The organism is Gardnerella leopoldii, from assembly GCF_003293675.1.
In the GTDB taxonomy this organism is placed as follows: Bacteria; Actinomycetota; Actinomycetes; order Actinomycetales; family Bifidobacteriaceae; genus Bifidobacterium; species Bifidobacterium leopoldii.
The window spans coordinates 1,382,976-1,408,995 of record NZ_CP029984.1 but is presented as its reverse complement, the minus strand read 5'-3'; the positions used below and the strand labels follow the sequence as shown (position 1 = coordinate 1,408,995).

At 41.1% G+C, this 26,020-nt stretch carries 18 protein-coding genes and 2 tRNA genes; 10 read left to right on the top strand and 10 right to left on the bottom strand.

The annotated features are described in order from the left end of the window. Positions 1-3: 3 nt before the first annotated feature. The 5 genes from DOD25_RS05665 to ftsY form a co-directional block, all read right to left on the bottom strand. The gene (locus DOD25_RS05665; protein ID WP_112928840.1) at positions 4-1,422 is read right to left on the bottom strand and encodes a Mur ligase family protein; all 1,419 of its coding nucleotides are present in this window, start codon (positions 1,420-1,422) and stop codon (positions 4-6) included. Positions 1,423-1,437: 15 nt separating this feature from the next. Next, on the bottom strand, positions 1,438-2,898 hold the full coding sequence (gene dnaB / locus DOD25_RS05660) for a replicative DNA helicase (RefSeq protein ID WP_004105840.1): 1,461 nt from the start codon (positions 2,896-2,898) through the stop codon (positions 1,438-1,440). 64 nt (positions 2,899-2,962) lie between these two features. After that, the gene (locus DOD25_RS05655; RefSeq protein WP_112928839.1) at positions 2,963-4,324 is read right to left on the bottom strand and encodes an MATE family efflux transporter; all 1,362 of its coding nucleotides are present in this window, start codon (positions 4,322-4,324) and stop codon (positions 2,963-2,965) included. A gap of 418 nt (positions 4,325-4,742) precedes the next feature. Further along, on the bottom strand, positions 4,743-6,524 hold the full coding sequence (locus DOD25_RS05650) for an ammonium transporter (RefSeq protein ID WP_162720543.1): 1,782 nt from the start codon (positions 6,522-6,524) through the stop codon (positions 4,743-4,745). A 162-nt stretch (positions 6,525-6,686) separates the two neighbouring features. Continuing rightward, positions 6,687-7,868 (bottom strand): signal recognition particle-docking protein FtsY, encoded by a 1,182-nt coding sequence (gene ftsY, locus DOD25_RS05645; RefSeq protein ID WP_112928838.1) that lies wholly within the window; start codon positions 7,866-7,868, stop codon positions 6,687-6,689. A 187-nt stretch (positions 7,869-8,055) separates the two neighbouring features. On the opposite strand from ftsY, the gene DOD25_RS05640 reads away from it, so the two are divergent. Together DOD25_RS05640 and DOD25_RS05635 are read left to right on the top strand one after the other, a co-directional pair. Beyond that, on the top strand, positions 8,056-8,316 hold the full coding sequence (locus DOD25_RS05640; protein WP_004105832.1) for a glutaredoxin domain-containing protein: 261 nt from the start codon (positions 8,056-8,058) through the stop codon (positions 8,314-8,316). Between the two features lie 71 nt (positions 8,317-8,387). Then, positions 8,388-8,460: transfer RNA gene (locus DOD25_RS05635), tRNA-Lys, on the top strand. 155 nt (positions 8,461-8,615) lie between these two features. Here DOD25_RS05635 and DOD25_RS05630 read toward each other — a convergent pair. Both DOD25_RS05630 and DOD25_RS05625 read right to left on the bottom strand, forming a co-directional pair. Then, entirely contained in the window at positions 8,616-10,031 is a 1,416-nt protein-coding gene (locus tag DOD25_RS05630; RefSeq protein WP_004105830.1) for a DUF4032 domain-containing protein, read from the bottom strand. 248 nt (positions 10,032-10,279) lie between these two features. After that, positions 10,280-11,407 carry an ABC transporter ATP-binding protein gene (locus tag DOD25_RS05625; RefSeq protein WP_004105828.1) on the bottom strand — a complete coding sequence of 376 codons (1,128 nt, stop codon included), beginning with the start codon at positions 11,405-11,407 and terminating at the stop codon, positions 10,280-10,282. Between the two features lie 240 nt (positions 11,408-11,647). Here DOD25_RS05625 and DOD25_RS05620 point away from each other — a divergent pair, with 240 nt between their 5' ends. Next, on the top strand, positions 11,648-12,607 hold the full coding sequence (locus DOD25_RS05620; RefSeq protein WP_112928837.1) for a DsbA family protein: 960 nt from the start codon (positions 11,648-11,650) through the stop codon (positions 12,605-12,607). Between the two features lie 95 nt (positions 12,608-12,702). Here the strand turns inward: DOD25_RS05620 and DOD25_RS05615 are convergent, their stop codons facing one another. Both DOD25_RS05615 and DOD25_RS05610 read right to left on the bottom strand, forming a co-directional pair. Beyond that, complete coding sequence (locus tag DOD25_RS05615; protein WP_004105824.1) at positions 12,703-13,665, bottom strand: DsbA family protein; 963 nt, start codon at positions 13,663-13,665, stop codon at positions 12,703-12,705. A gap of 132 nt (positions 13,666-13,797) precedes the next feature. Next, positions 13,798-15,636: a serine/threonine-protein kinase gene (locus DOD25_RS05610; RefSeq protein WP_004119604.1), complete on the bottom strand. Its 1,839-nt coding sequence runs from the start codon at positions 15,634-15,636 to the stop codon at positions 13,798-13,800. Positions 15,637-15,801: 165 nt separating this feature from the next. On the opposite strand from DOD25_RS05610, the gene DOD25_RS05605 reads away from it, so the two are divergent. The 4 genes from DOD25_RS05605 (at position 15,802) to DOD25_RS05585 (ending at position 19,496) form a co-directional block, all read left to right on the top strand. Then, positions 15,802-15,878 (top strand) — tRNA-Thr (locus DOD25_RS05605). A gap of 449 nt (positions 15,879-16,327) precedes the next feature. After that, positions 16,328-17,788 carry an aggregation-promoting factor C-terminal-like domain-containing protein gene (locus DOD25_RS05595; RefSeq protein WP_004119612.1) on the top strand — a complete coding sequence of 487 codons (1,461 nt, stop codon included), beginning with the start codon at positions 16,328-16,330 and terminating at the stop codon, positions 17,786-17,788. Positions 17,789-17,843: 55 nt separating this feature from the next. Next, positions 17,844-18,740, top strand: coding sequence for a 16S rRNA (adenine(1518)-N(6)/adenine(1519)-N(6))-dimethyltransferase RsmA (gene rsmA / locus DOD25_RS05590; protein WP_064340306.1), 897 nt, complete (start codon positions 17,844-17,846; stop codon positions 18,738-18,740). Positions 18,741-18,869: 129 nt separating this feature from the next. Further along, positions 18,870-19,496 carry a LytR C-terminal domain-containing protein gene (locus DOD25_RS05585; RefSeq protein ID WP_004105817.1) on the top strand — a complete coding sequence of 209 codons (627 nt, stop codon included), beginning with the start codon at positions 18,870-18,872 and terminating at the stop codon, positions 19,494-19,496. A 58-nt stretch (positions 19,497-19,554) separates the two neighbouring features. Here DOD25_RS05585 and DOD25_RS05580 read toward each other — a convergent pair whose 3' ends face one another. After that, positions 19,555-21,027: a CCA tRNA nucleotidyltransferase gene (locus DOD25_RS05580; RefSeq protein WP_064340310.1), complete on the bottom strand. Its 1,473-nt coding sequence runs from the start codon at positions 21,025-21,027 to the stop codon at positions 19,555-19,557. A gap of 42 nt (positions 21,028-21,069) precedes the next feature. On the opposite strand from DOD25_RS05580, the gene DOD25_RS05575 reads away from it, so the two are divergent. Genes DOD25_RS05575 through murJ form a run of 3 tightly spaced genes read left to right on the top strand, consistent with a single transcriptional unit; the run spans position 21,070 to position 26,013 of the window. Next, positions 21,070-21,846 carry an NUDIX hydrolase gene (locus tag DOD25_RS05575; RefSeq protein ID WP_112928836.1) on the top strand — a complete coding sequence of 259 codons (777 nt, stop codon included), beginning with the start codon at positions 21,070-21,072 and terminating at the stop codon, positions 21,844-21,846. Then, complete coding sequence (locus DOD25_RS05570; protein ID WP_004105811.1) at positions 21,797-24,220, top strand: DUF6049 family protein; 2,424 nt, start codon at positions 21,797-21,799, stop codon at positions 24,218-24,220. The genes DOD25_RS05575 and DOD25_RS05570 overlap by 50 nt, the downstream gene beginning before the upstream one ends. Beyond that, positions 24,217-26,013 (top strand): murein biosynthesis integral membrane protein MurJ, encoded by a 1,797-nt coding sequence (gene murJ, locus DOD25_RS05565; protein ID WP_101892174.1) that lies wholly within the window; start codon positions 24,217-24,219, stop codon positions 26,011-26,013. Before DOD25_RS05570 ends, murJ begins: the two co-directional genes overlap by 4 nt. The last annotated feature ends 7 nt before the right edge of the window (positions 26,014-26,020 follow it).

The following is a 26,020-nucleotide window of genomic DNA, read 5'->3' as shown; positions in this document are numbered from 1 at the left end:
CAATTACTTCCCAACTCCAACGTCTTTAACTTCCGCAAGTTGCGCTAAAGCCGCGCGCACGCGAAGCATGGCAGTATACGTGCAATATATGCGTTTAGCATTTTTAGTATTGCCACTAAAATCGCCATTTACAAAAGCTTTAGCATCTTCTTCCAAATCCGTATTCACATTGCGAGCCTCAACCTTATCGTATTGCAGCCGCAAAGCCATATCCCATGCGCGAGTACCAGAAACGCACTCAACTCCAGTGCCGCTAAAGCTTGCAAAATCAACGTCCCACAGCCAGCTCATGTCTCTACCGTCAGCGTATTCGTCACAAATTGCAATCATGGTATCGTGATTTTGCGGATGATCCGAAGCGATTGCAAGCCTAAAACCAATAGGATTCTTCACTAAAACAAGCTCAACAGGAGCACCATTAACTTCAATTACTTCGCCTCTACCAAAAGCAGGAGTTACGTGCGAAATCGCTTCCATAAGCGCATCGTCATCAAATTTTTGCAGCGCAGAATTTTGTTTTGCAGCGTCCGCCAAGATAGCGCGAACTACTGTTGCTGCAGCAGCAGCGTTGAAAATATTGTAAGCGCCGTCGAGTTTTACAGAAGTAGTTTTACGCTTGCCATCAAGTATAAACTCAGCCTCATGGTCTCCAACTTTTGAAAGCACAACGTCTGCTTTGGGAAGATTGCTATTTTCCCCTACTGCAGCATCTTCGCAATTTTCGCTTTTCTCGGAACTATTGTGCAAATCATCATCCGTCGGGAACATGCTTTTTACAGCGTCATCCAAACCAAAATACCGCACACAAGTCCCGGAAGGAACAACTTTTGCAAGCGCGCAAATACGTGGATCTTCGCGATTTAGGACTACTGTTCCTTCAGTTGCTTCAGCTACGTTGCTTAATAGTTTTGCAGTTGTGTCAATTTCGCCGAATCGGTCAAGCTGATCTCGCATAACGTTTAGCAATAAAGAGTAGCGAGGCTTGATCTGATTTACAAAATGCACTGCGTACGCTTCGTCGAGCTCTAAAACTGCAATATCCGCATTTAGTTTTGTGCCAAAAGCAGGCATTGTTTTTGCAAGGGCTGCCACTACTCCTCTAGTAAAGTTTGAACCGGTTGGATTAGTAAATACATTAAGTCCTGCGTCGCGCAGCATAGAAGTTACCATACGCGTTGTGGTAGTTTTGCCATTGGTGCCAGAAATCAACACTATTCCGTACGGCAATGCGGCAAGAGTGCGCGCTAAAAAGCCAGAATCGAGGCTCTCAATAACTTTCCCAGGCAATGCGCTTCCACCATGATGTAGCAGCCTAGAAAGCGCGCAAACAAGTTTACCAACAGCAGGCATGGCAAAACTGTACCAATGCTTATGCAAATTTTGGCGCAACTTTTTATGCGATTCATGGTCGCGGCTTGACATACTAAATCACACCCCTTATTGCTGGTAGTCTTGCGGCATATCCATGAACTTGGAAGTTGCACCCAAGAAGGCAAGATTAAACGTGTCAGTAGGGCCGTTACGATGCTTTGCCATAATAATATCTGCTTCGCCTGGGCGATCTTCCTTATTGTAAAAATCAGGGCGATGCACTAGGAACACAACGTCAGCATCCTGCTCAATAGAACCAGATTCGCGCAAATCTGAAAGCTGTGGTTTCTTGTCGTTTCGCATTTCCGGTCCACGATTAAGCTGGCTCAAAGCCACAACTGGCACTTCAAGCTCTTTAGCAAGAAGCTTCAGCGCACGCGAGAATTCCGAAACTTCCTGCTGACGACTTTCCACACGCTTGCCAGAACTCATCAGCTGAAGATAATCAATAACTACTAGCTTCAGATCATTAGTTTGCTTCAAACGACGGCATTTTGCGCGAATTTCCATCAAGCTCATATTTGGGCTGTCATCAATAAAAAGCGGAGCGTTTTGCATTTTTGTCCAAAAAGTATTAAGAGTATTCCAACGATCTGGAGTAATATCTTCCGCTCTTCGCATAGCAGCGAGTGGGATATTAGTTTCTGCAGCAATAATGCGCTGAGCCAATTCCACTTTGCTCATTTCTAGAGAGAATACAATAGACGTCATATTGTGGTGCAGTGCAGCCGAACGAGCAAAATCAATGCCAAGTGTTGACTTACCCATAGCCGGACGACCAGCAACAACAATCATTTGACCAGGCTGCAAACCCTGCGTAACTTCGTCAATATCTCTAAATCCAGTCGGCACACCTTGTTCAAGTTCGTGATTTTGCATTTTATCTAACTGATCAAGTGTATTTTGCAAAACTGGACCAATAGCAACGTAATCTTGACGCACTTTGCCAGCACTCATTTCATACACTTCTGATTGCGCAAGATTTACAATATCTTCTGCTTGCGCCCCGGAAGCAGAATAGCCCATTTGTGCAATTTTTGTGCCAGCAGTAATAACGTTACGAAGAACAGCATTTTGATGCACAATATCTGCGTAGTACATTGCGTTTGCGGCTGTTGGCACAGAAGCTACTAGGCTGTGCAAATAGTCAGCTCCGCCAACTTTATCGAGATTTCCATCTTTCATTAATTCGTTAGCTACAAGCACAACGTCAACAGGCTGTGAGCCAGCGAAAAGCGTAAGAATAGCATCGTAAATTGTTTGGTGCTGCGGTAAATAAAAATCTGATGTTTCAAGTAATTGAGACACTTCGCCAATAGCATCTTTGCTCATGAGCATTCCGCCAAGCACAGCCATTTCTGCATCAACATCGTGAGGAGGCACACGATCAAACAATGTAGCACCTACTTCGGCACCACGATTTGCAACGCCAGAACCATATGCAGAGGCGTCACCATTGCCACCATGATTGCTACCTGCGCGGATAACATTGCCTTTAGTAGATTGCCACATATCATTATCTGCCATAAAAACGAGTATAAACGCGCGCACGTATTATGAAAAACGTAAATGTATTAACACAAAACTTTATCTACATTTTTAGCGCAGAATCCATCCACGTATCATTTCTTATGCGCAAACTATTGCCTATTGCACGCCCCCCAATATAAACAGCATTTAAAACAACCCACAAAGTAATAGTTCTTATCACGTCATTAGCATCAACGATGACATCAAAAACGCTTGTGAGCGCCAAAAATGTTAAATATACGACAGCCATTACTGAGCAAGCTTTTGCTAAGTAGCGATGATCACCTGCGCCAATCAATACGCCATCTAACGCCCACATCCATCCAGCAAGAGGCAAGAACAATCCTAATATTGTCATACCTACAGAAATTAAAAACTGAATATCTGTATGCTGACTAAATAGTGGCGCGCAACTCCAACCCACGAAAATCATGAATAAACCGACTCCTACGCTGCTTACAGCTCCCACTTGAGCACAAATACGCGTAATCATTCCTGCGCGCTTACGACAGCCTGCACCTAGCGCTGCAGCAACAATAGTCTGCGCAGCAATACCAATTGCATCTAAAATATTCATAACAAAATTCCAGCAAGAATTAGCAACCTGATACGCAGCGAGAGTATTGGTACCGAGATGAGTCGCAGTAACAACCGTAGCTACCATGCACACACGCAATGCAAGTGTACGAACAAACAAAGGCATACCAGTTCCAGCAGAATGTAGAATATGCTGGAAATGCGGTTTGAGACGCGCACCACTTTGAGTAGCCCAAATAATTGCAGGAATAGTGAGAACAAGTCCCATATACCATTGCGCAATCATTGTTGCAATACCAGAGCCAGCAATTCCCATGTTGAGACCAAATACTGCGATTATATCGAGAACTGTATTTAGAACAGCTCCACTTACAGCAGCAAATAATGTTATGCGCACGTTGCAAAGACCGCGAAATATGCCATTTGCTGCATATACGAGTAGCATCGCAGGCAATCCAGGCATAACCATTTGTGTATACACAATAGCATTTTGCAACGTAGAGCCACGCGCGCCTATTGCGTAGCATAACGGTTCAGCGGCAAAAATAAGTATGACTGTAAGAATTATGCCAAGCAATAATGCAAGCCACAATCCATCCATGCCAATGCTAAAACCTTCTCGACGCTTACCTGCGCCTAAAAGACGCGCAACCTGTGAAGTTGTGTTGTAAGCCAAAAATAAGCAAAGACCTGTAGTAGTAAGAAGTACCGTTGATCCGATAGAAAGACCTGCTAGAGCACTTTTGCCAATATGGCCAATAATAGCAGTGTCAATAAGTACAAATGCTGGCTCAGATATGAGCTGTCCAAAAGTTGGTACGGCTAGTAGCCAAATATTGCGCAGTACGTCTTTTTTGTTCTGGTTGTCCAACTTTTGATTTGTCATAATGCTTCATTCTACCGCTACTTTGTCACGCTTGTATAAAAGAAGATTGCAATTGCTAACAATTTTATGCAAAAACAATTGCAAGTGAAGTAACACAAATATGCGTAAATCGCAAATAAAAATATTATTTTAAAAAGTTATCCGCAGGATATCCACAATGTTATCCCCACTATGTGGATAAATTTGTGTGATATCCACGTAGACACGCCTAAAATGTGGATAACTTGTCTTTTTTATCCACATCAAGCAATTCGTGCGTGTCATATGAATAACTTATTCACTAAAAATAAGTTATTCATTAAAAAACTTGATTTTAAATTAGCAAAAATAACAAAACCGCATATCTTAGATAAGACATGCGGTTTATATCAAAATAACTAGAACTTGTTGCTAAACAATAGCGCTTACGCACATACGTCTATTCTTTAGCACTATTATTTCGTTTTCCTGTTTTCTTATTATTCTGCGCTGATTTATCTTTTTCTACAGTTTCAGACTCTTCTTCAGAAGAAGACTCTTTCTGCTCAACTTCAGATTTAGTATCATCAACCTCAGAATCGCCTTGCTCAGGATTTGCCTCAGATTGATCAACCATAAAATCAGATTGTTCAACCTCGTTTTCACTCATATCAATATCAACAGAAGTAAGAACAGCCATTTGAGTTTTATTTGCATCATCATCTGCAACAGCAACTACAGCGCCATCATGACTTTGTGCAATAGAAGAAAAATCGTAAGCACGCTCTCCTTGATCAGCTAAATCAACGCCCTTACGTTCCTTAGCTTCCGAGATTCGCCATCCAAAAAGCTTTTCAAGAACAAAAGCTAGCACTGCAGTTACAGCACCTGCATAAAGCACCGTAATCCCAATCAAGCACAGTTGTGCAACTAACTGATGCCAATCACCAACAGCGAGTAATCCAGAGCCATCAGCAAATAAGCCTACTGCAAGCACACCAATAAGCGCAGCAACACCATTCACGCTAACTACATGCAAGGCACCATCGTAGCGCACAAAAGTACGAGAGTGAGTCACTAGAGAAGTAATAACACCAGAAAGAACACCCAAAACTAAAGCCCACAATGGAGCAATAACATCCGCGGCTGCAGCACTTGCAGCTAATCCAGCCATAACACCAGACGCAGCTCCCAAAGCAGTAAAGCATCCAGAGTGTAAACGTTCAGTCACACCCCAGGCAAGCATTGAAGCAGAAGCAGTTATTGTGGAACTCACCCAAGCATAACCTGCAACTCCAGGAACGCCTGCAGAAGAACCAATCATTAACCCAAGCCAACCGAACCAAATCAAGAAAACGCCAAGCATAACGAAAGGAACATTATGCGGTTGGCGAGCAGCAACACCATTTTCAACTGCTGACTGCGTTGCAGTGGATTCTGCAGCAACTTCAGTTACTGTAGCAACTGGAGAGACAACAGTCTCACTAGCGGCATTTTTAGCATGCTCAACATCAGCCCACAATGCGCGCGATAAACGACTTTTAGGATTACGCGAATTAGTAGCTCCAGAATTAGCGTTGCCACTCGTATGCGCAACATTCTTAATATGCAAAACAAAACGCTTAAGAGGGAAGTGAGCATGTCCGCCAATGATCATAACAATCGCAAAAGCCGAAACAGCCGCAGCAATATGCAATATAGAGCCACCCGCGAAGTCATGCACTGAAATACCTAACGCCTGTGAAATAGCACCATTAGGCGAAAGCAATCCACCACCGCACACCATATGCGCTAACGGAGCGAATACTAAAGTAATCCACACAGCTACGAAAATAAGCCAAATAGCGTAACGCACTCGACCGGCTAGAGCTCCAGTAATAAGCGCTACTGCAACAACAGCACATGCTAAGCGAAAAGCTGCAGGAATGCCGCCAGATAATCCGGAATTTGCGTCCATAGACGTAAACACACCATGATCTGCCACCATCGAATCACGGAATAGCAAACCACTCAATGGATCACCTATAACACCACCAGCCATATCTTTGCCAGCAAAAGCTAACGACCATCCCCACAGCGTCCAAACCAGTGTAGTTACAGCAATAGCGCCAGCTGAAAGCATCATCATATTCACCATGGAAGTAGCGCGTTCACGGCCTCCATAGAACAGGGCAATACCCGGCGTAATAATAAACACCAACGCGCCAGCCAACAATGCCCATTGCGGATCCATTGTGGTCATTTTTCACCTCAATTATTTGAAACAGCGCAACAATAACATCATTGCAGCTTAAGTATTACTTTATATAACTATTGTACCGAGAAACTCTTATAGCCAAAACTCATAAAGACTTTAGCGGAAGATTAAAAACTACCACTCATGCAGCTACATCAATGCTCAGCATTAAGCGAGCAGACCGTCTACGAAGCTTTGAGCATCAAACGGGACCAAATCATCTGGTCCTTCGCCAAGACCTACTAGCTTAACCGGCACACCAAGTTCACGCTGTACAGCTATAACAATTCCACCTTTAGCGGAACCATCAAGCTTAGTAAGGACTACGCCCGTAATGCCAATAGCTTCAGCAAATACTTTTGCTTGAGACATGCCATTTTGACCAGTAGTAGCATCCAATACCAGCAATACTTCATCAACAGGCATAGTTTTTTCTATAACCCTACGAATTTTGCCAAGCTCTTCCATTAAATTTGCTTTATTCTGCAAACGACCAGCAGTATCTACAATCAATAAATCAGTTTGTTCTTCTTTTGCCTTATTCGCAGCAATAAAAGCAACAGAAGCAGGATCAGCACCATCTTTATCTGCACGAACAACTGGCACGCTTACTGCAGACGCCCAAGTTTCAAGTTGATCAGCTGCAGCCGCACGAAAAGTATCTGCTGCAGCAAACATTACTGAACGTTTTTGGGCAATAAACAATCGCGCTAATTTACCAGCAGTAGTGGTTTTACCGGTGCCATTAACGCCGACCATCATAATAACGCTAGGATGATGCGCATCTGATTTATCTGCATTTAAGCGTCGATCAGCGTCTTCATCTACTATTTTCAATAGTTTCGTACGCAATGCTGAATGCACATCTTCTGAACTAGAAGTACCAGCAATGCGTGCATCTTTGCGTAGATCTTCTACTAATTCTTCACTAGCTCGAGAGCCAACATCGGCCATAAGAAGAGTATCTTCTACATTTTCCCAATCTTCTTCCGAAAGATGGTCCTTGCTTATGATATTAAACAATGCACGACCAAATGGATTTGCACTATGAGCCAAACGTTCGCGAAGACGTTTAATACGCGAAGAAGTACTTTCTGGCAATAATTCAGACTTTACTTCTTCATTAGGTATAACAGCTATGTTACTTTCTATCTGTTTTCCAGATTTTTTTGTTCCACGCGCTTTAGTTTTGCCTGTATCGATTGAACTATCAACGCTTTCAGGAATTACTGGTCCATGACTATTGCTGTGAATGCGCAAAATCACTGCAACTGTTACTAATAAGATGGCAATAACAACAGCCGCAGCCGCAAACCAAATTAGCATGTTCATATCCATAACCATATTCATGACATCAAGACTATGAAAGTCAAGGGACACTAGCAATACATTTCACTATTTTTTCTCATCTTTGTCACACTTCAACGTCAATATGCTTAAGTACATCTGCATCTATTACACTAATAAAAGTAGTAATAAATAGCACGAGCTATTATTACGCAAAATTTGAATTCACAAAATCATTAAGGAGGATTTTATGTCAGATCAGCCTACCGTAAATGTATACGGTGCAGATTGGTGTGGAGATTGCAAACGTGCAAAAGCTGCGCTAACCCAGTATGGTGTGGCATTCGTTTGGCACGATATTGAAACAGAAGAAGGTGCTGAAGAAAAAGCGATTGAAATTAGCAATCAAAAGCACATTCCAGTTGTTACTTTTGCGGATAATACTTTTATGGTTGAGCCATCTGCAACACAAATAAAAGCAAAACTGGAGTCACTCGGAATACTGCAATAAATATATATAACACGCATAAGTTCACACGATATTCACTTCGTCGATTGAATGTAGTATACTTGGCATTTGTTGCCCCTTTAGCTCAATTGGCAGAGCAGAGTCCTTTTAAGTCTTGGGTTGTGGGTTCGAGTCCCACAGGGGGCACTTTTTTATATCCAAATTTAGGGTAAGCGAGTAAACTGCAATAAAAAAAAACGGGGGAGTCGAAGCTCCCCCTACGAAAAATTCACTTAAGATCAAAAACGACAATCAATGCCATACTTGTTGAGAATTAGCTAATTACTTATATAACGCAATACTCAACTCGCCCAAACACTAGCATCTTGATCATCTTCAACTATATCGTGGCCTACAGGTGCTGGAGAAGAATACGTGTATTCATCATCCACAACGCCAGAATCAGCATCTGCATTAATAGCAGCAAGAACATGCTTATCCATTTTGTACTGTGGTAATACGTTCTTAATATAGCTAGTTACAGCATCTTGCATAGCAACGTCATGGCCAACTTTTTCTGCCATAAACCAACGATGATCCAACACTTCATGGAAGAACTGAGCTGGTTCAATTTGCGAACGGAACTCAGGAGGAATCATACGAACTGTTGGCTCGAAAATTTCACGCATCCAATCAGTTGCGACGATTTCCAGCTCTTCACCTTGACGCCATGTAGAAGTGCGATACGCATCCAAATCGTTCAGAAGCCTTCGAGCCTGATTCTCTTGAACGTCCAATCCAGTAAGACGAAGAAGCTTGCGGGAAGCATAACCAGCATCCACAACGCGAGGTCGAACCAAAACCCTTCGACCATCTTCTGAAGTCTTCATCTCTAACTCGTCAACATCGAAACCAAGCTCATTTAGACGATTGACACGACGTTCAATTCGCCACATCTCATCAGGACTGAACTTATCAACGTCAGTAAGCGTACTCCAAAGCGAATGATAGCGATCTACTAGACGATTTCCTATACTGATTTCATCTACTTCTGTCGGTAAAAGCTGACCGGAGCTCAAATCCATAAGCTCACCAATAATGTTGGTTCGGGCTAAATCGATATCGTATTCTCGTTGACCTTCTGTTAAACTTCCATGCAAATCACCAGTTTCTGCGTCAACTAGGAATGCAGAAAAAGCATCTGCATCTCGCAAAAACAGCACGTTGGAAAGCGATACATCGCCCCAATAGAAGCCAGAAAGATGCAAGCGCACCATAAGAACAGCAAGCGCATCGATAAGGCGCTCTGCAGTATCCGGACGCAACGTACGAGCAAATAATGCACGATATGGTAGTGAGAACTTTAAATGTTTCGTAACTAACATTGCCTCAAGCTTTTCACCATTAGCGTCATGGCGTCCTGCAACAACAGCTATAGGAGTAACTGTAGGCAACTCAAGTTTACGAAGCCTACGCAAAAGCTCATACTCACGTTCTGCAACTTGACGAGTAATTTCCTTCATTGCATACACTTCATCGCCAACGTGAACAAATCGCACAACGTGACGAGAAATACCACGCGGCAAATTCACGAATAAATCAGCAGGCCATTGAGAAAGTGGTAATTCCCAAGGCAGTGTAAACATTTTTGGATCTGAACTAGCCGCAGTAATCTTCAGTGCCTGCGGCTCTTGAGACGACGCATTCTCGTCCTGTGCAGATACCGAAGTTGCTTGCACAGCACGCGGGTCTAATTGAGGAGCGTCATTCCATTCCATAAAGTTTATTTACCAATCAAGCTCATGCCAACGATATCACTGCATTCCAGATAAACACAGCTCAACCACCGACGAATTATTGATAACAACTATATATAATAAGCGATGCATTGTAATGATGTATTATTGCACACTTATTATGCTGCTTTTTTGTGCCAAAAACGGGGTTCGCGTCATACTGCGAACCCCGCTATACCTTATACCGAAAGTTTGCTTACTAGCTCATATAAGCAGGCAAACCAACACTTTTAGTTCAAACGCAACTCCGTAGAAGGTGCGAACAGATGCATCTTAGATGGATCAATCTTGATCTTCACGGTGTCGCCAACCTTTGGAAGAGCACGTGGGTTCACGCGAATAGTAGTGAGCTTGTTTTGATCAGACATCATCGTAGATGCTTCCTCAGGAGAACCATCGGTGATGATATTGCCGTAGATATAGCCATCGGAACCGAGATCTTCCACGTTCATTACCTTCAAGGAGAACGCATTTGGATCATCGGATGTTGCCAAGCTTGCATCTTCTGGACGGAAGCCAACAATAATCTGTCCGTTATCTTCTGCAGTGAGCTTGTCAACAGCCTCAGCTGGAAGAACTATAGAATCCTCACCGATCTGAGCTCGACCGTTTACAACTGGGTGCTGATTGATATTCATGGATGGCGAGCCAATGAAGCCTGCAACGAATACATTTGCAGGGCGGTCATAAAGCTCAGTAGGAGCTCCAACCTGCTGCAATACGCCAAGCTTAATCACTGCAATGCGATCGCCCATGGTCAAAGCTTCAGTCTGATCGTGGGTAACGTACAGAGTAGTAACACCAAGCTGACGCTGCAAAGCAGCAATCTGAGTACGAGTCTGAACGCGGAGCTTAGCATCAAGGTTGGAAAGAGGCTCATCCATGAGGAAGACTTTTGGTTCACGAACAATTGCGCGACCCATAGCAACACGCTGACGCTGACCACCAGACAAAGCCTTCGGCTTACGATCCAAATACTCTGTCAAATCCAACACTTCTGCAGCTTTTTCAACACGCTTGCGAATTTCTTCCTTAGGAACACCAGCAATCTTCAAAGCAAAGCCCATGTTATCAGCAACTGTCATGTGTGGATACAGTGCATAATTCTGGAAGACCATTGCAATATCGCGATCCTTTGGCTGCATTGTAGTAACATCTTGACCGCCGATGAGGATACGTCCTTTGTTAACCTCTTCAAGACCTGCCAACATACGCAAAGTAGTTGACTTACCGCAACCAGATGGACCAACGAGTACGAGGAACTCACCATCTTTAATAGTCATGTTCAAGTCATCAACCGAAGGCTTATCGTTGCCCGGGTATATACGAGTCACATGATCAAATACAACTTCTGCCATGATATGTCCTTTCATCGGCAGGTACGTGCCGAACGATCCGTAGTGAAGGGTGTGCACTCATGACCCCAATTCCTACATCGGCGGGTATCAATCGTCCACAGTTTACTTACCTGGTCCATTGAAGGTTCTCTTCGTTGAGCCATGCCTTAATATATCATGTTTATCTTAGAAAAACAGCAAAAAATCAGTATTTTGCATAAACTCGGCGTGTCGAGTAAGACGCACAAAAGGAGAATAACTATGGATCAACAACAAGAAACAACAAATGATGAAATACAAAAATCAAATACCCCTTATAGTAAAAGCTTAATTGGCATCGTAATAGCACTAGTTATTCTTGCATTCGCTGCAGGAGCTGGGTTTATGACTTATTACAATTCAATCAATAAACCACAAGTAAAAATTGAAAATCCAACAACCAATAAGCCAGATACACAAATTGAGGATACAGCAAACTCCCAAATAGCCAAAGAGATTAAAAAACTGCCTTCTTCTGACATCCCACCGGCATCTAATTTACAAGGCGGAATTCTTCTTAGCAAGGATGGGTACGGTAAGCAAGCTGCTGGTGCTCCTACAGTTGCTACTTATTTTGATCCTTTGTGCCCTGGTTGCGGATCCTTTAATCGTACTGTTGATGAAACTTTAATTAAAATGGTTGAAGCAGGTCAAATTAACCTAGAACTTCACCCTATGTCATTCTTAAATCGTTTTAGCTCAGATCAATATTCTTATCGCGTCTCAAGCGGTATTGCTTATATCGCCTCATATGATAACGATCCAAAGCATTTGCTTCAGTTTATCAATAGCATCTTTAGTGAAAGATTCCAGCCGGAAGAAGGCGATGGATACCAAGCAACACCGAATAAAGCTCTTATTGATTTAGCTGAAGATGCTGGAGTTGCAAATAAGATTGCGAATGAAGCCTTTAACCTACACTATGTTAAGTGGCAAGAAGTTATTAATGAGAATACTCCAGAAGAAAAAGCTTTATGGAATGTTTCTGGCTCTAATAAAGGCGCTATGACAACTCCAACAGTAACAATTAATGGTAAGCTAGTAGATCTCAATGCAGCTTCTGAAAAGCAGATGGATCCTTTGGAAGCTATATTAAAGTCTTTGGGAATCGATAAAGAACATGTTGGCAAATCTGGCCATATGCCAAAAGTTACATATAAGAGCAAGCCGCTTGATTTATAAATAAAATTAAGTAATTTCTATACTAAAACGGACGTTAAGAATACACTCAACGTCCGTTTTTATTTAATAATTTATATTTCTATAATTTAGCTTATTTACAATGCAATAGGGGAACTAGTGTCAGACACTTTAGGCATCTGACCTGCAACTCCAACTTGCTTTTTATCCAAGCCAATGCAATGAAGCAGAGCATCAAGCACCTTCATTTTTTTCTCATTAATGGCATTCATATCAAGCAATTTATCGTTAATAGTTACTGTTGGAGTTGTCATAGATCCTTTATTTGAACCGCTGACATTCCACAATTCCTTACGATCAGGAGTGTATTTATTAACTAGCAGCTGCCACTTCAAATATTGGCGGTTAAAAGCTTTACTTGCAATTTCGTTTGGAATTCCAGATTTCTTAGCCAGTTTAATCAATTCTTTATTGCTTACAGGCTTATATCCCTCGCCTTCTTCCGGCTGGAATTTTTCGTTAAAAATACCATTGATAAACTGAAGCAAATGCTTTGGATCGTTATCATATGAAGCGATATAAGCAATAGCACTAGAAACACGAGTCGAGTAATGGTCAGTAGAAAGTCCATCCAAGAATGACATTGGGTGAAGTTCTAGGTTAATTTGACCTGCTTCAACCATTTTAATTAAAGTTTCATCAACAGTACGATTAAAGTTTCCGCAACCAGGGCACAAAGGATCAAAATAAGTAGCAACTGTAGGAGCACCAGCAGCTTGCTTACCGTACCCATCCTTGCTAAGAAGAATTCCATTCTTAGAATTAACACCGCTTGGACGAATACTTGGATCAATATTATCCAAATTATGATTAGATTTTGCAGATTGCTCTACTTTTTTCTGAGGCTGAACGTAAGCTGCCTGATACGCAGTAATGCCTACAGCAGCCAACATAGCCGCAACAATAATTACTACAATAACGCCGATAATTGCTTGCTGACGACGCTCACGCGCGGCACGTTCGCGATTTTCTATGGTTCTTTGTAGGCGAGTAGCAGATGAATCTCCCTGCTTATTATCACGCATCTGAATTTTAGGCATTGTTATCCTTCAACCCTTTATTTCGCATGCTAAGACTAGTTCCTAGCAGCATTCTTGCTAATGAAATAATAACCTCACCACAGTTTAGTAGATGGCATCAACGGAAAATACACATTACGTATCGTACTATTTTTATTTTTCAAATGATTTTCCAGAATAAAATAACGCACCTAATCCTAAACGGAATTTTGTAGTCCATTTAACTACAGCAAAAACAACCCATGCAACAATAAATCCTAGAGTATATCCAAATGCAGTATTTGAAAAAATATTAGGTGAGTAAGCTGGCAAAAGAATACGCAAGGATCCAACATCTATAGAAAGTAATTCAGGATTATCACCACAGAGAAATGGATATATAACAGCTCCAATACCTCCAGAAATCACAATAGCTATAACTCGTGGAAGCATGTAGACGAATCCTCGAATAATATGCCATGGCAAAGTTGCAATACGCACTACAGAATCATGACGAGGAATTATTCCATCGTTAAGTTGCCATCTTCGCAAGCTTGATGAAATACTGTAGCCGGATGTTGCACTAATCCACATAAAAACCATCGCAAAACCAATAGAATCGAGAATGCTTAAGCAAGCAATGGCTAAATGAAGAATTATACAAATCAGCAGTATCCATGTTCCTTTACGCACATAATCATGTTGATTAAGAGTATGATCAACAGAAGGCACTTCATCACTTTTAACATGAAGGGAATCGCCTGCTTCATTTTCAATATTGTCATTATCAAAAACGTTATTAGAAGCATGAATAAGTTTTGAAGATTGTGCAATACGTGAATTGTTTGAATTGTCGTTCTGTATATGCTGTAAATCGACATCGTTTAACGCATTAATTCGTGTTTTTTCATCTACACAAAATGTTTTATCGTCTTCACTATCTAATGAATGCGGCATAACAGTAGTAGAACGAACAGTTACGGTTGGCGTTTCTCCATCAGAGTTAAGATTTGTTATGCCAGCTGTACCAGCTGCATCGCAGGTACGAGAATTTGTTAGTATAGCAGTTTTTTCTTTTGTTTCACGACTCGTTTCACGCCACATTTTACGCATAGTTATGTTAGTGGCATTACGGTCAAAAGGGCGGTTCACCTCCGGCCAGGCTAAAGGATCCATAGCATCTTGACTAATTGCATTTTCTAAATCAGATAGCATGCAACGCTGTTCTCGAATCGGATTCAACGCCTTACGAAAAGCAGCCATTGTTCTAGGAGGCAACCCAGTTAAATCTGCATTGCCTGAGGCAGCACGCTCCAAAACCGCCATCATAGGCTTTGTGCCAAAAACAGGCTTACCGGTAGCCGCAAATGCAAGCACAGCAGCAACAGACCACCAATCTGTAAGTTCATCTGAATCTCCGCCTTCAATAATTTCTGGAGCAATAAAACCAGGAGTGCCCATCACTAATCCCGTGCGAGTAACATGGCTTTCACCTTCACCCATCGCAATACCAAAATCTACTAATACTGGTCCAGTAGCAGAAATCATTACATTAGTTGGTTTAATATCGCGATGAACAATACCGGCTTCATGAACTGCCTTAACAGCTTCAATAAGCTTATGCGCAAGACGCTCTAAATCATCTGCAATATAGGGCCCATTCTCATCCACGTCTTCGCGCAAATTATGTCCTTCAATCAATTCTGTCACAATAAAAGCGATTGAAGCATCTAATTCCATATCCACTATCGCGCAAACACCTGGATGATGAATCCTCTGCAAAGCCAAAGCTTCACGTTTTAAACGCATTCGAGCACGTTCCTGCTCAGAATCCTCATCTTCACTCTGTTTTGTACGAACAGAAGCACGTAATATTTTCATAGCATATTGATTGCCGCCATCGTCATTAACGCGCCAAACTGACCCCATTGCGCCGCCGCCAAGCCTAGAAATAAGCGTGTATCCGCCTACATTATTCCCTGGCTGCAAATCGAACATGCTTGTATCTTCCATACTGCATTATGTTAATGCCTTATATTGCCAAATACACAAATATAAACAACAAAAAACACGCCGTTTCTATATTCAACATCGCCGTAATTTTGTAATGACGTGGCATATGGTACACTAATCAATTGTTCTACTTAGCATGATTTGTTATGCTAACGAGAAAACATCGCCTCCTTAGCTCAGATGGCCAGAGCGGCCGCCTTGTAAGCGGCAGGTCGCCGGTTCGATCCCGGCAGGAGGCTCCATTTTTATTCCACTCGTTTCGTGAGTATTTCTTATTTTTTGTTCACATATTCCAGAACTATAGTTTTGTTATCTTTCGTATCACATATAATGACGTGAAATGATTAAAGCAGAGGGGATAGTGGCTAATTAACTATTCAAAAATAGAAAAGATTTCTATTTTTCATATACAGTGCCAATTATGGCGTATTATGAAAATGACAAATCTATATCTGCGCACATGATCATCTTTATAACAAAAAACTTTTCGCGAGTAAGAACTCGGGAACCTTCCCCCAACTCAGGGTTTCCGAGGTGAGAGTGGAGCGTCCCCCAACCAGCTCCACCTCATAGGGGGCGGGAATATCCCCTTCTCTCCCGCCCCCACTTTTATTTTGTTTTGCATTCGATTTTGAATGCCAAACTGAAGGTATAATAGAAAAGTTAGCATTATTGCGAAGGGAGTGATTGTATGGCACGTCGATGGACGCCTAGACGATTAATAGTGATGCGTCGTGCAAGAATAATCGCCTGCGTTTTATCTATATCACTCACAGCAACAAGCTTGTTTATATTTACAGCTAAAAAATCTGTTGCAATGATCGTAAATGGAAAAACGCGTATTGTAAGCACTTATTCAACAAATCCAATACGTTTATTGGAAGAACAACACGTGCCAGTAAAAACTCACGATCAAATTATTTCTTCTTCTGGAGATATTCTCACAAATCATTCTACTGTAACAGTTCGCAGTGCTTATCAAACTTCTATCACTGTAGATGGAGTAACTATACCGTTCTGGACTGTTGCAACTAGTGTCGATCAATTAATCGGCTTTTTTAAAGCTAATGCTAAGAACGCTTCACGAATTACAGTAAATTTGCAAAATATTTACGATAAACTAACTTGCGGCTTATCGATTAATAAAAAAGGTCCAATTAGCGTTATCGCTGACGGGAAAACACGCGTTGTGCAAAATGGAGACTTACCTGCGAGCGCAATTCTTGATTCTCAAGGTATAGTGCTCGGCAAGGAAGATCGCGTAAGCGTAGAAGAAGATGATGGAAATACTGTTTTACGTGTTTCTCGAGTTACTCATGGCAAAGAAACTCGTACGGTTTCATTACCTTTTGCCACACAAACTGTAGTAGATCCTAAACTTCCAGCAAATTCTCGCGTTGTACAACAAGTTGGCGTGAATGGTGAGCGGGAAGATGTTTATAACGTTACATACGTAGATGGCAAAGCAGAAAGCGCAACTCTAGTTTCGCAAAATTTGGTAAAGCCTGCAGTTAATCAAGTTATTGCTGTAGGTAAGGCTGCTCCCGCACCAATTCACAAAAATAATACAAATACACAAAAGTCAAAACAATCCAAACAACAAACAAACTCTCAACACAAAAAGCAGAATACTGAGCAGCCTGCAAAACAGGAGAAGAAAAACAGCCAACAGCAAACTCAACAAAATCAGAAAACGCAAAATCAGGCTCAAAGCAAAGACCAGAATGGTAACAATGGTGCGCAAACATCACAAACTCAACAACAAACCGCATCTGCTGCCCCCGCACCTGCAGCTAATCCACCTGCACCCGCTCCAAGCTCTAATCCCGATAGCCTTGTACATGCTACTCCAGAACAAGCTAAACTATTTGCTCAGGGCGCGGCTGCGCAAATGGGTTGGACCGGTAAAGAATGGGAAGATCTTTTATGGTTATGGAATAAGGAATCTGGATGGAGATGGAACGCAGAAAATCCTAGCTCACACGCTTATGGCATTCCTCAAGCTCTTCCTGGAAATAAAATGAGCAGCGCAGGAGCTAATTGGCATGAAGATGCCGCAATACAAATTAGCTGGGGTCTAAGTTACATTAAGGGCAAATATAAAACACCTAGTGGAGCAGTAAAGCATTCGCGCGAAATTGGCTGGTATTAAAAGGCAGCAGCGTGTTTTAACGCACTTTGGTGCAACAGATTAATTGTTACGAAATTTGGATGGTAAAACTTTGACAGAAATCAGCATTGAAAATGAAGGTCAGCTTTTAGGTGCAGCAGATATTAGACGTATTGCTGCCGAGGAAGGCATTACTCCTACCAAAAAGTTTGGTCAAAATTTCGTTATTGATCCTGGTACAGTGCGAAAAATAGTAGCGGCAGCTGGCGTTAAATCTGGCGATATCGTTATGGAGGTAGGGCCTGGTCTTGGTTCTCTTACTCTTGCAATATTGCAAACAGGAGCACAGCTTACTGCAGTAGAAATAGACCCTCCGCTAGCTCGACGATTGCCGCATACTGTAGAAGAATTTATGCCTAAAGCAATGCAAAAGTTTAATGTCATTCTAAAAGATGCTTTAACAGTAAATGCCGATGATGTTCCACAAATTGCACAGGCTAAAAAATTTACTCTTGTTGCAAACCTGCCATACAATGTTGCGACGCCTATTATTCTTACTTTGCTAGAAAAATTTAGCAACTTACAGAATTTTCTAGTTATGGTTCAAAAAGAGGTAGCAGATCGTTTATGCGCACAACCTGGGAATAAAGTATATGGCACACCAAGTGTTAAGTTGGCGTGGTACGGCAAAGCCCAACGCGCAGGGCTTATCGGTCATAATGTGTTTTGGCCAGCACCAAACGTTGATTCAGCATTAGTTTCTTTTACTCGCGATTGCACAAGCAAAGGTGACAACAATGAGCGTGAGGGAGTATTCGCTTTCATTGATGCAGCCTTCCAGCAACGACGTAAGACATTGCACGCAGCTCTTAAAAATCAAGTTCCAGAAGAAGCATATAAAAATTCTGGAATTGACCCAACTAGACGCGGCGAGACGCTTACTTGCGATGAATTTATTGCTTTGTATCGCGCATGCAAAGATTGTCAACTATAAATAAAACGCATATTTATTCGTTGAATAAATATGCAAAATAAAATATTACGCAATGAAATATTACGTATATTCTGCAGCTTGTGTAAACTTGCTGCTAACAAAGTTACAAACCACAGATCGGAAGTGAACATGACGCAAGAATACGACGAACGTATTGCTCGTAAAGCTTTCATGTATCAAAGAAAAAGATCTGTACTCACCACAGTGGGCGTAGGCCTAGGCGTCACCTTTATATTTGCTTTACTTGTGCAATTCCACGCTTTTGGTATAAATTCTGTGCGTGCTCCAAAAGATAACCCAAATTATGGTGTTCCAGCTCCATGCGCAATAATAGGAAAAGAAGGAGCCAAAGCCCCTTACGTAGATAATAGAGCTGTAGCAATCAGAGTTCTAAACGGCACAAAGTTCCGCGGTTTTGCTCGCGCTGTTGGCGAAGCTTTAAACGCTCGTGGATTTAACTTAACAGAGGTTAACAATAACAAATCAAGTAATATTAAACGAACAATCATTTACTTTGGAAAAAACGCTATTAATGAAGCTTATACAGTAAACGCTAATTTTACCGATGCAATTATGCGAATGGATGATAGAAAAGATAAGCTCGTCGATATTGTGCTTGGCTCTACTTTTAATAATCTTCGCCCTAAAGTAGATGTTCCAGCAGCAGGCGCAGCAATACATGAAGTGCAAGGATGTATAAGAGCTGACCTTATGAAAAACATTCCTAAGGCAGATCAGCATAAGGAAGTTAGATAAAAAAGAGTAGCAGTATAAAATATTTTACTGCTACTCTTTTATTTAAGTGAAGAAACTTTTACTTTTTGTACGTTTCCTCATACCATCGCTGTAATTCTTCTACAGCAATATCATGGTCTACCGGACCATTATCGAGACGGTAATCAAGCATATGCTTATAAGCCTCACCAACTATTGGACCTGGTTGCAAATGCAATAATTGCATTATTTCATTACCGTCTACATCAGGTCTAATAGCGTTAAAATCTTCCTGCTTTTTAAGCTCTTTTACGCGCTCTTCCATCTCGTCCATCGCATGCTCAAACATTAACGATTTGCGACGATTCTGAGTGGTTGCATCTGCTCTAGTAAGTCGATTCAACCGCTCATACAGATGGCCTGAATCTTTTACGTAACGACGAACTGCAGAATCAGTCCACGGTTCATCAACATACCCATGAAAACGCAAATGCAAATTCACTAATTCAGTAACATCGTCGATAAGATGATGATCAAAATGCAGTGCTTTCAAACGTTTACGAGTCATTTTTGCGCCAACAACATCATGGTGGTGGAAACTAACTTTCCCTCCATCTTCAAATTTTCGAGTTTTTGGCTTCCCAATGTCATGCAATAAAGCAGCTAGGCGCAATGTTAAATCTGGAGACGGCACTGGACCTTCTTGATCTGTTTCCAAAGCTATAGCGCGCTCAAGAACCATCATTGTGTGTTCAAAAACGTCCTTATGACGATGATGCTCGTCAATTTCAAGCTGTAAAGCTGGAATTTCCGGAAGAACACGCTGAGCTATACCAGATTCAACAAGAGCTTCTAATCCTTTACGAGGTCTGTCCGAAAGTAACATTTTAGTAATTTCGTCGCGAATTCTTTCAGCAGAAACAATATCTAACCTATCTGCCATGTCTACAATCGCTTCAGCAGTATTTGCTTCGATACTAAACCCAAGTTGCGCAACAAAACGAATTGCACGCATCATACGCAAAGGATCGTCATCAAAAGATTGACGAGGATCAACCGGGGTTCGCAACACGCCTTTAGCTAAATCACTAGCACCGCCAAAAGGATCCACAAACTCTAAATCTGGCACGCGCAACGCCATTGCGTTGACAGTAAAATCACGCCTAGAAAGATCACCTTCTAAAGTATCGCCATATTGCACTTCAGGTTTACGAGAATCTGGATCGTACACATCAGAACGATATGTAGTAATTTCAACTTTTACTTCTGTACCATCAGCACGCCGACGCATAGCTCCCAACGTGCCAAATTTACGACCCATATCCCAAAAACCATCATGTCCCCAGCGACGCAAAATATGTTCAAACTCTTCAGGTCGAGCTGATGTACAAAAATCAAGATCATGCGACACGCGATGCAGTAGCATATCTCTCACAGGACCACCAACTAATGCAAGTTCATAATGACGCTCAGCAAAAAGTCGCCCCAACTCTATAGCTTCAGGCCAAACTTCGAAGTTCTCAGTCACCCTTACCGACACCCTTTCAGCAAAAATCAATCTATATTCCAGCATACCGTTACCCCAATGCACAGCGGATTGAGTAATGTTGACTATATGATTACTCCTGCAGACTTACGACGTACGCTCGCCAAGCTTGCGGATAATCATGCCCAAAATCAAGCTGCTCCTGTTATTACGCCACTTGATTTAGCTAAAATGCATAGAAAAAAGTCTTGCCAGCAAGACAGTTGTGAAGAACAAAATGTTGTTGATATTCCGCTGTTTTCTAAGGATAACAACACTGCGCAAGACTCAGAATCGCCGGAAGATAATCTTCAAAAAACATCTTCTTTCTCAGGCGTATCTCCAGCACTTATGCCACCACGTAGACAGGCAGATACTCCTACAACTTTTGCTTCTTTAGATGCGCAAGACTTGCCAATTATTCGAGAATATTCCGCAGGCGGTTTAGTATTTGACTCTCTTGGGCGTGTCGCAATTATTGCTCGTCATTCGAGAAGCGGACACCTTGAATGGTGTCTACCAAAAGGACATATAGAAAAAGGTGAAACACCTCAAGAAACAGCAGTTCGCGAAATTCATGAGGAAACGGGTATAGTTGGCGAAGTAGTAGATTCGATTGCCACAATCGACTATTGGTTTACAGGCACAACGCATAGAGTACACAAGCTAGTGCACCATTTTGCGTTACGTTATGTAAGTGGCGACTTATCTGTATTAGGAGATCCTGATCACGAAGCAGAAGATGCGATATGGGTGAATTTTAAAGAACTTAATGCAATATTAAGCTATCCAAATGAACGTAAAATTGCATGGCTTTATGCCAAAAAAGCACATAGGCGGTCTAACAGTGAAGAAACTCACGCGTAAACATCAGACCACAAATGCGTCTACTGCTCTAAAGCAGAAATCACTTTCATACGTATTTTCTTTATTACGAATTACGTTACAGACTTGCTTAATTTCTGCACGTTTTATTTTTATATTATTCGTAGTATTTGCAACGATTTTTGCTTTTCCAACAGCAAAATATGCAGGATTAGTAAATTATGCATATGCAAACACGAAAAAAGCAGATTTATCTGACAAAACTTCTACAAGGCAAAATAAAAAACAATCTACGTATGAGAATCCGCATAGCAAGGGCATTGAAATAGATATAACTCAAGCAACGCCTGTAGTAACAGATAAAAGCGGATACCACCTTACTGCAACACTAAAAGCCGTAAAAACGGCACTTCCAGAAGGCACTTTACAACTTTCTATAAATTCCAATTACACTTTTGTTTCGCGCACGGACGTGCAAAATTGGTCGCAAGAGGAATCTCTTATACCAACTCCTCAAATTTTAGATTCCGTAAAAACTCCAAGTTTAGCTTCCGGTCACACGTGCACTCTTAGCTTTAACATACCCGCAGATAAACAAGAATTACGTTCCATCCTGAATTGGGGTCCAAAACCACTAAAAATTACGTATTTCTCACAAAATTATTCAAAATACAAATCGATACATTCTTTTTTGACAAGAGCAAATATTGGCATGCACTCAGCTAGCTTACCAGCGATGAAACTTACTGCGCTTATGCCAATATTAATTCGTACACAAAACGATTTACGCAATTTTAAAACTAATAACATTCAGCCTAGCGATCATTTAGAAACGCTACTTAGAGCCGACAAAGATAGTATTCACAACATTATTGGGAAAGCTGATTTAGCAAATAAACACTCAAAATTACAAACAATCGCAGATTTAAGCACAATACAAGCATCGCATTTAACACTCAAACCAAGCGCTTATATGCAACAATCTGGTTTTGATATCAGTGCTTATGCAGATGACAATAATGACGATTTGTATAAATCGGCAGGAATTACTAAAGAAAAATGGTCTGCAAAAAATTCGCAATCGCAGAAAAATATTACTAAAGCAAATAATTCAAAACAAACCGACTCAGCTAATCATAATTTAAATAAAGCTTATGCATGGCAAACATATGGCAAGTGGACTATTCATGCACTAGAGCAAGCAAAACGTAATGGATATGAAACTGTTATTGCAACAGACGAATTTGACAATAATGCTTCACAGTTTGCTGTTAGAAATGGCATATACGATATAGATACGCCTGCAGGGAATGTGCGAGTTTTGTCACCTCAATCAGTGCTTACTCTTCTAGCAAATGGAAAGCCTACAAGCGATAACGCAACAAGCGAACGAACTCAGGCTGGGCGCATTAATCGTTTAGTGGCACAAAGCGCGTTCTACCAAATGGAACAGCCGTATGTTGATAGGCATATTCTTATTACTTTTTCGAATAATGCATCTAATTCAAATATTGATGCTGTTATGAACGCATTAGAACAATCTCCTTGGCTGTCGTTAAGCGACTTGCAAACAATGGCAAATACGAAGCAAAATGCCTTGCCTGACTGGAAGAAAAATTCCATAATGCGTGAAATATCTCGCAACAGCTCTATAAGCGCGAATATTACTAAAACAAGACGCTCTTGCCTAAACGATTTGTCACATTCAAGGAAAGACGTTTTACGTTTTACTAAGAATATTCTCGACTATAGTGCCGCTAAGCATCCTCATAATACTGAAGGTGACGCTCAAGCACTTGCAAAGCAAACAGCCAAAACAAAAAAACTTATTAGCATAAAAGACTTAGAAAAGTATCTATTACGCTTATACGACGATATTTCGTTGCATGAATTTACCAATAATACAATCAAGCAGCAAAATTCAGCTAAAACTACTGCACACAGCAAGAAAAATAACAAGTCTTGTATAAGTAAAAATACTGCTAAGACTTTTGCAAATACACTGATGAATGGCATTCGCATAATCCCACCGCATGATATTACTGCCGTAAGCGAAACAGCAAGCATGCCTATTACGATAAGCAACACATACTCTTACCCTGTGCAAGTGTATTTATCTGCAAATACTCATGCTATGGAAATTGTTACACGCCGTAAAACTTTAGTAAAAATTCCAGCTAATAGCGAAACTCAAGTAACTTTACCGTTGAGAATTACTACATCAATTCACACAAAAGCTACTTTTGTGCTTGAAGACAATCAGCATCGCGTATTTGCAAAAGAACAGAGCACACTTATTACTAGTACACTGCAAATTAGTGATAAAAGCGGTACGATTATTATAGTATTTGCTTTCATTCTTGGTCTTCTTGGCCTTTGGAGGCAATTCCACCGTAAGAAGGATCCAGACGAATGAGTTCAGTAGGTCGAAATTCTGTAATTATGGCTAGCGGAACAGCCGCATCACGCATTACAGGTCAAATACGTACTATCTTATTAGCAGCAGCCCTTGGAACAACAGGTTTGGCAGCAAACGCATATCAAGCTGGATCTATGATTCCACAGCTAATATATACGCTTGTTTCAGGTGGAATTTTCAACGCTGTATTAGTACCGCAAATTGTTCGCACTCTCGAAAAGAAAAATGCCGAGGAACGCTTAAATAAACTTATTACATTTGCAATTCTTCTGCTTCTCGCGCTAACAGTTCTTATGTCTATAGCAACGCCTGTGCTCACTATGCTATACGCCGGCGGAAGCGCCGAAATGCAAACATTAACTTGTTCATTTACTTTATGGTGCATGCCTCAAATTTTCTTTTACGGTATTTATACAGTACTTGGGCAAGTTTTGGCAGCAAAAGAGCATTTTGCCATGTACGCGTGGAGTTCAGTTGCAGCAAATATTATTAGTTGCCTAGGCTTTGGCGTTTTTATCATCATCTTTGGTAAAGCAAATAGGATGCCACTAAGTTTTTGGAATGGCAATACTCTTTTGCTCACTGCAGGATTCTGGACTATCGGCGTAGCAGCACAAGCTTTAGTGTTATTCCTACCTCTTATAAAATGCGGAATACACTACAAGCCAAGTTTTGGTATACGAGATATCGGTTTAAGATCAATGGGCCCTGTTGCTGCATGGAGCATGGGCATTGTTATTGTTACACAAATAGTTGTAATGATTACTACGCATATAACAACAAGCGTCCCATTTGTTGCTGAAAAACGTTTAGGATTAGATCAGTTTGAAGTAGCAGGTAATGCTACTTATCAAAACGCTTACACAATGTTCCTATTGCCATACTCTTTAGTTGCAGTATCTGTTGCAACAGCAATTTTCCCTAAAATTTCACGCTCTATTGCATCTCACGATTTACATAGCGCGCGCAATGACTTAAGTGAAGCACTCAGGCATGTAAGCATAATTATGTGCTTCTTTACAGTCATTTTTATTGTTATTCCAACACCTATTTCGTTAGCTTTAATACCATCAATAAGTGTTCAAGAAGCAAACCTTATGTCCGCACCTCTAATGATGCTAGCTTTTGGCTTGCCTTTAACTAGTAGCTATTTGATTATTCAACGCACATTCTTTGCTTTTGAAGACGGTAAAAGTCCTTTTATTTTCGCAGCAGCGCAACTTTTTACTGAGCTTTTCGCTTTTATCGGTTGCATTAATGTACTGTCACCTACTTATTGGGTTACAGCTTTAGGCTCATCAGTTTCAATAAGCTACTTCTTGACTTTCCCATCACTTGTTCATATGCTTCGAAATCGTTTCAACAATGACTTAGATGATCGAAATCTTATAATTACGCATATAAAAATTATTATTGCTTCAATAGTATCTATTGTTGTTGGTTTCTTAGTGAGTAAACCGCTATTGCATGTTTTAAACTTCAATTCCCCACATATGCATGGAGTATTAAGGTGGGTATACGCAATACTTATTTGCGCAATAACAACAATTATTATTGCTGTTGTTTATCTGTCAGCACTCTTACTTTTGAGGACCAGAGAACTTGTAGATTTGTCTGCTCCAATAATTAGTAAGCTTGCCCAAAAGATTCCTGCTCTTGCTCCTCTTGCTAAAATTTTTGAAGAAACTGCAAAAAGTCAATCACAGCACGAACAGAAAAATCTTAGAATTCCGCGTAGAATACAATCCGATGCAAAATATCATGATTCTTCTAACAGCAAAAACTTCTAAGAGCGTA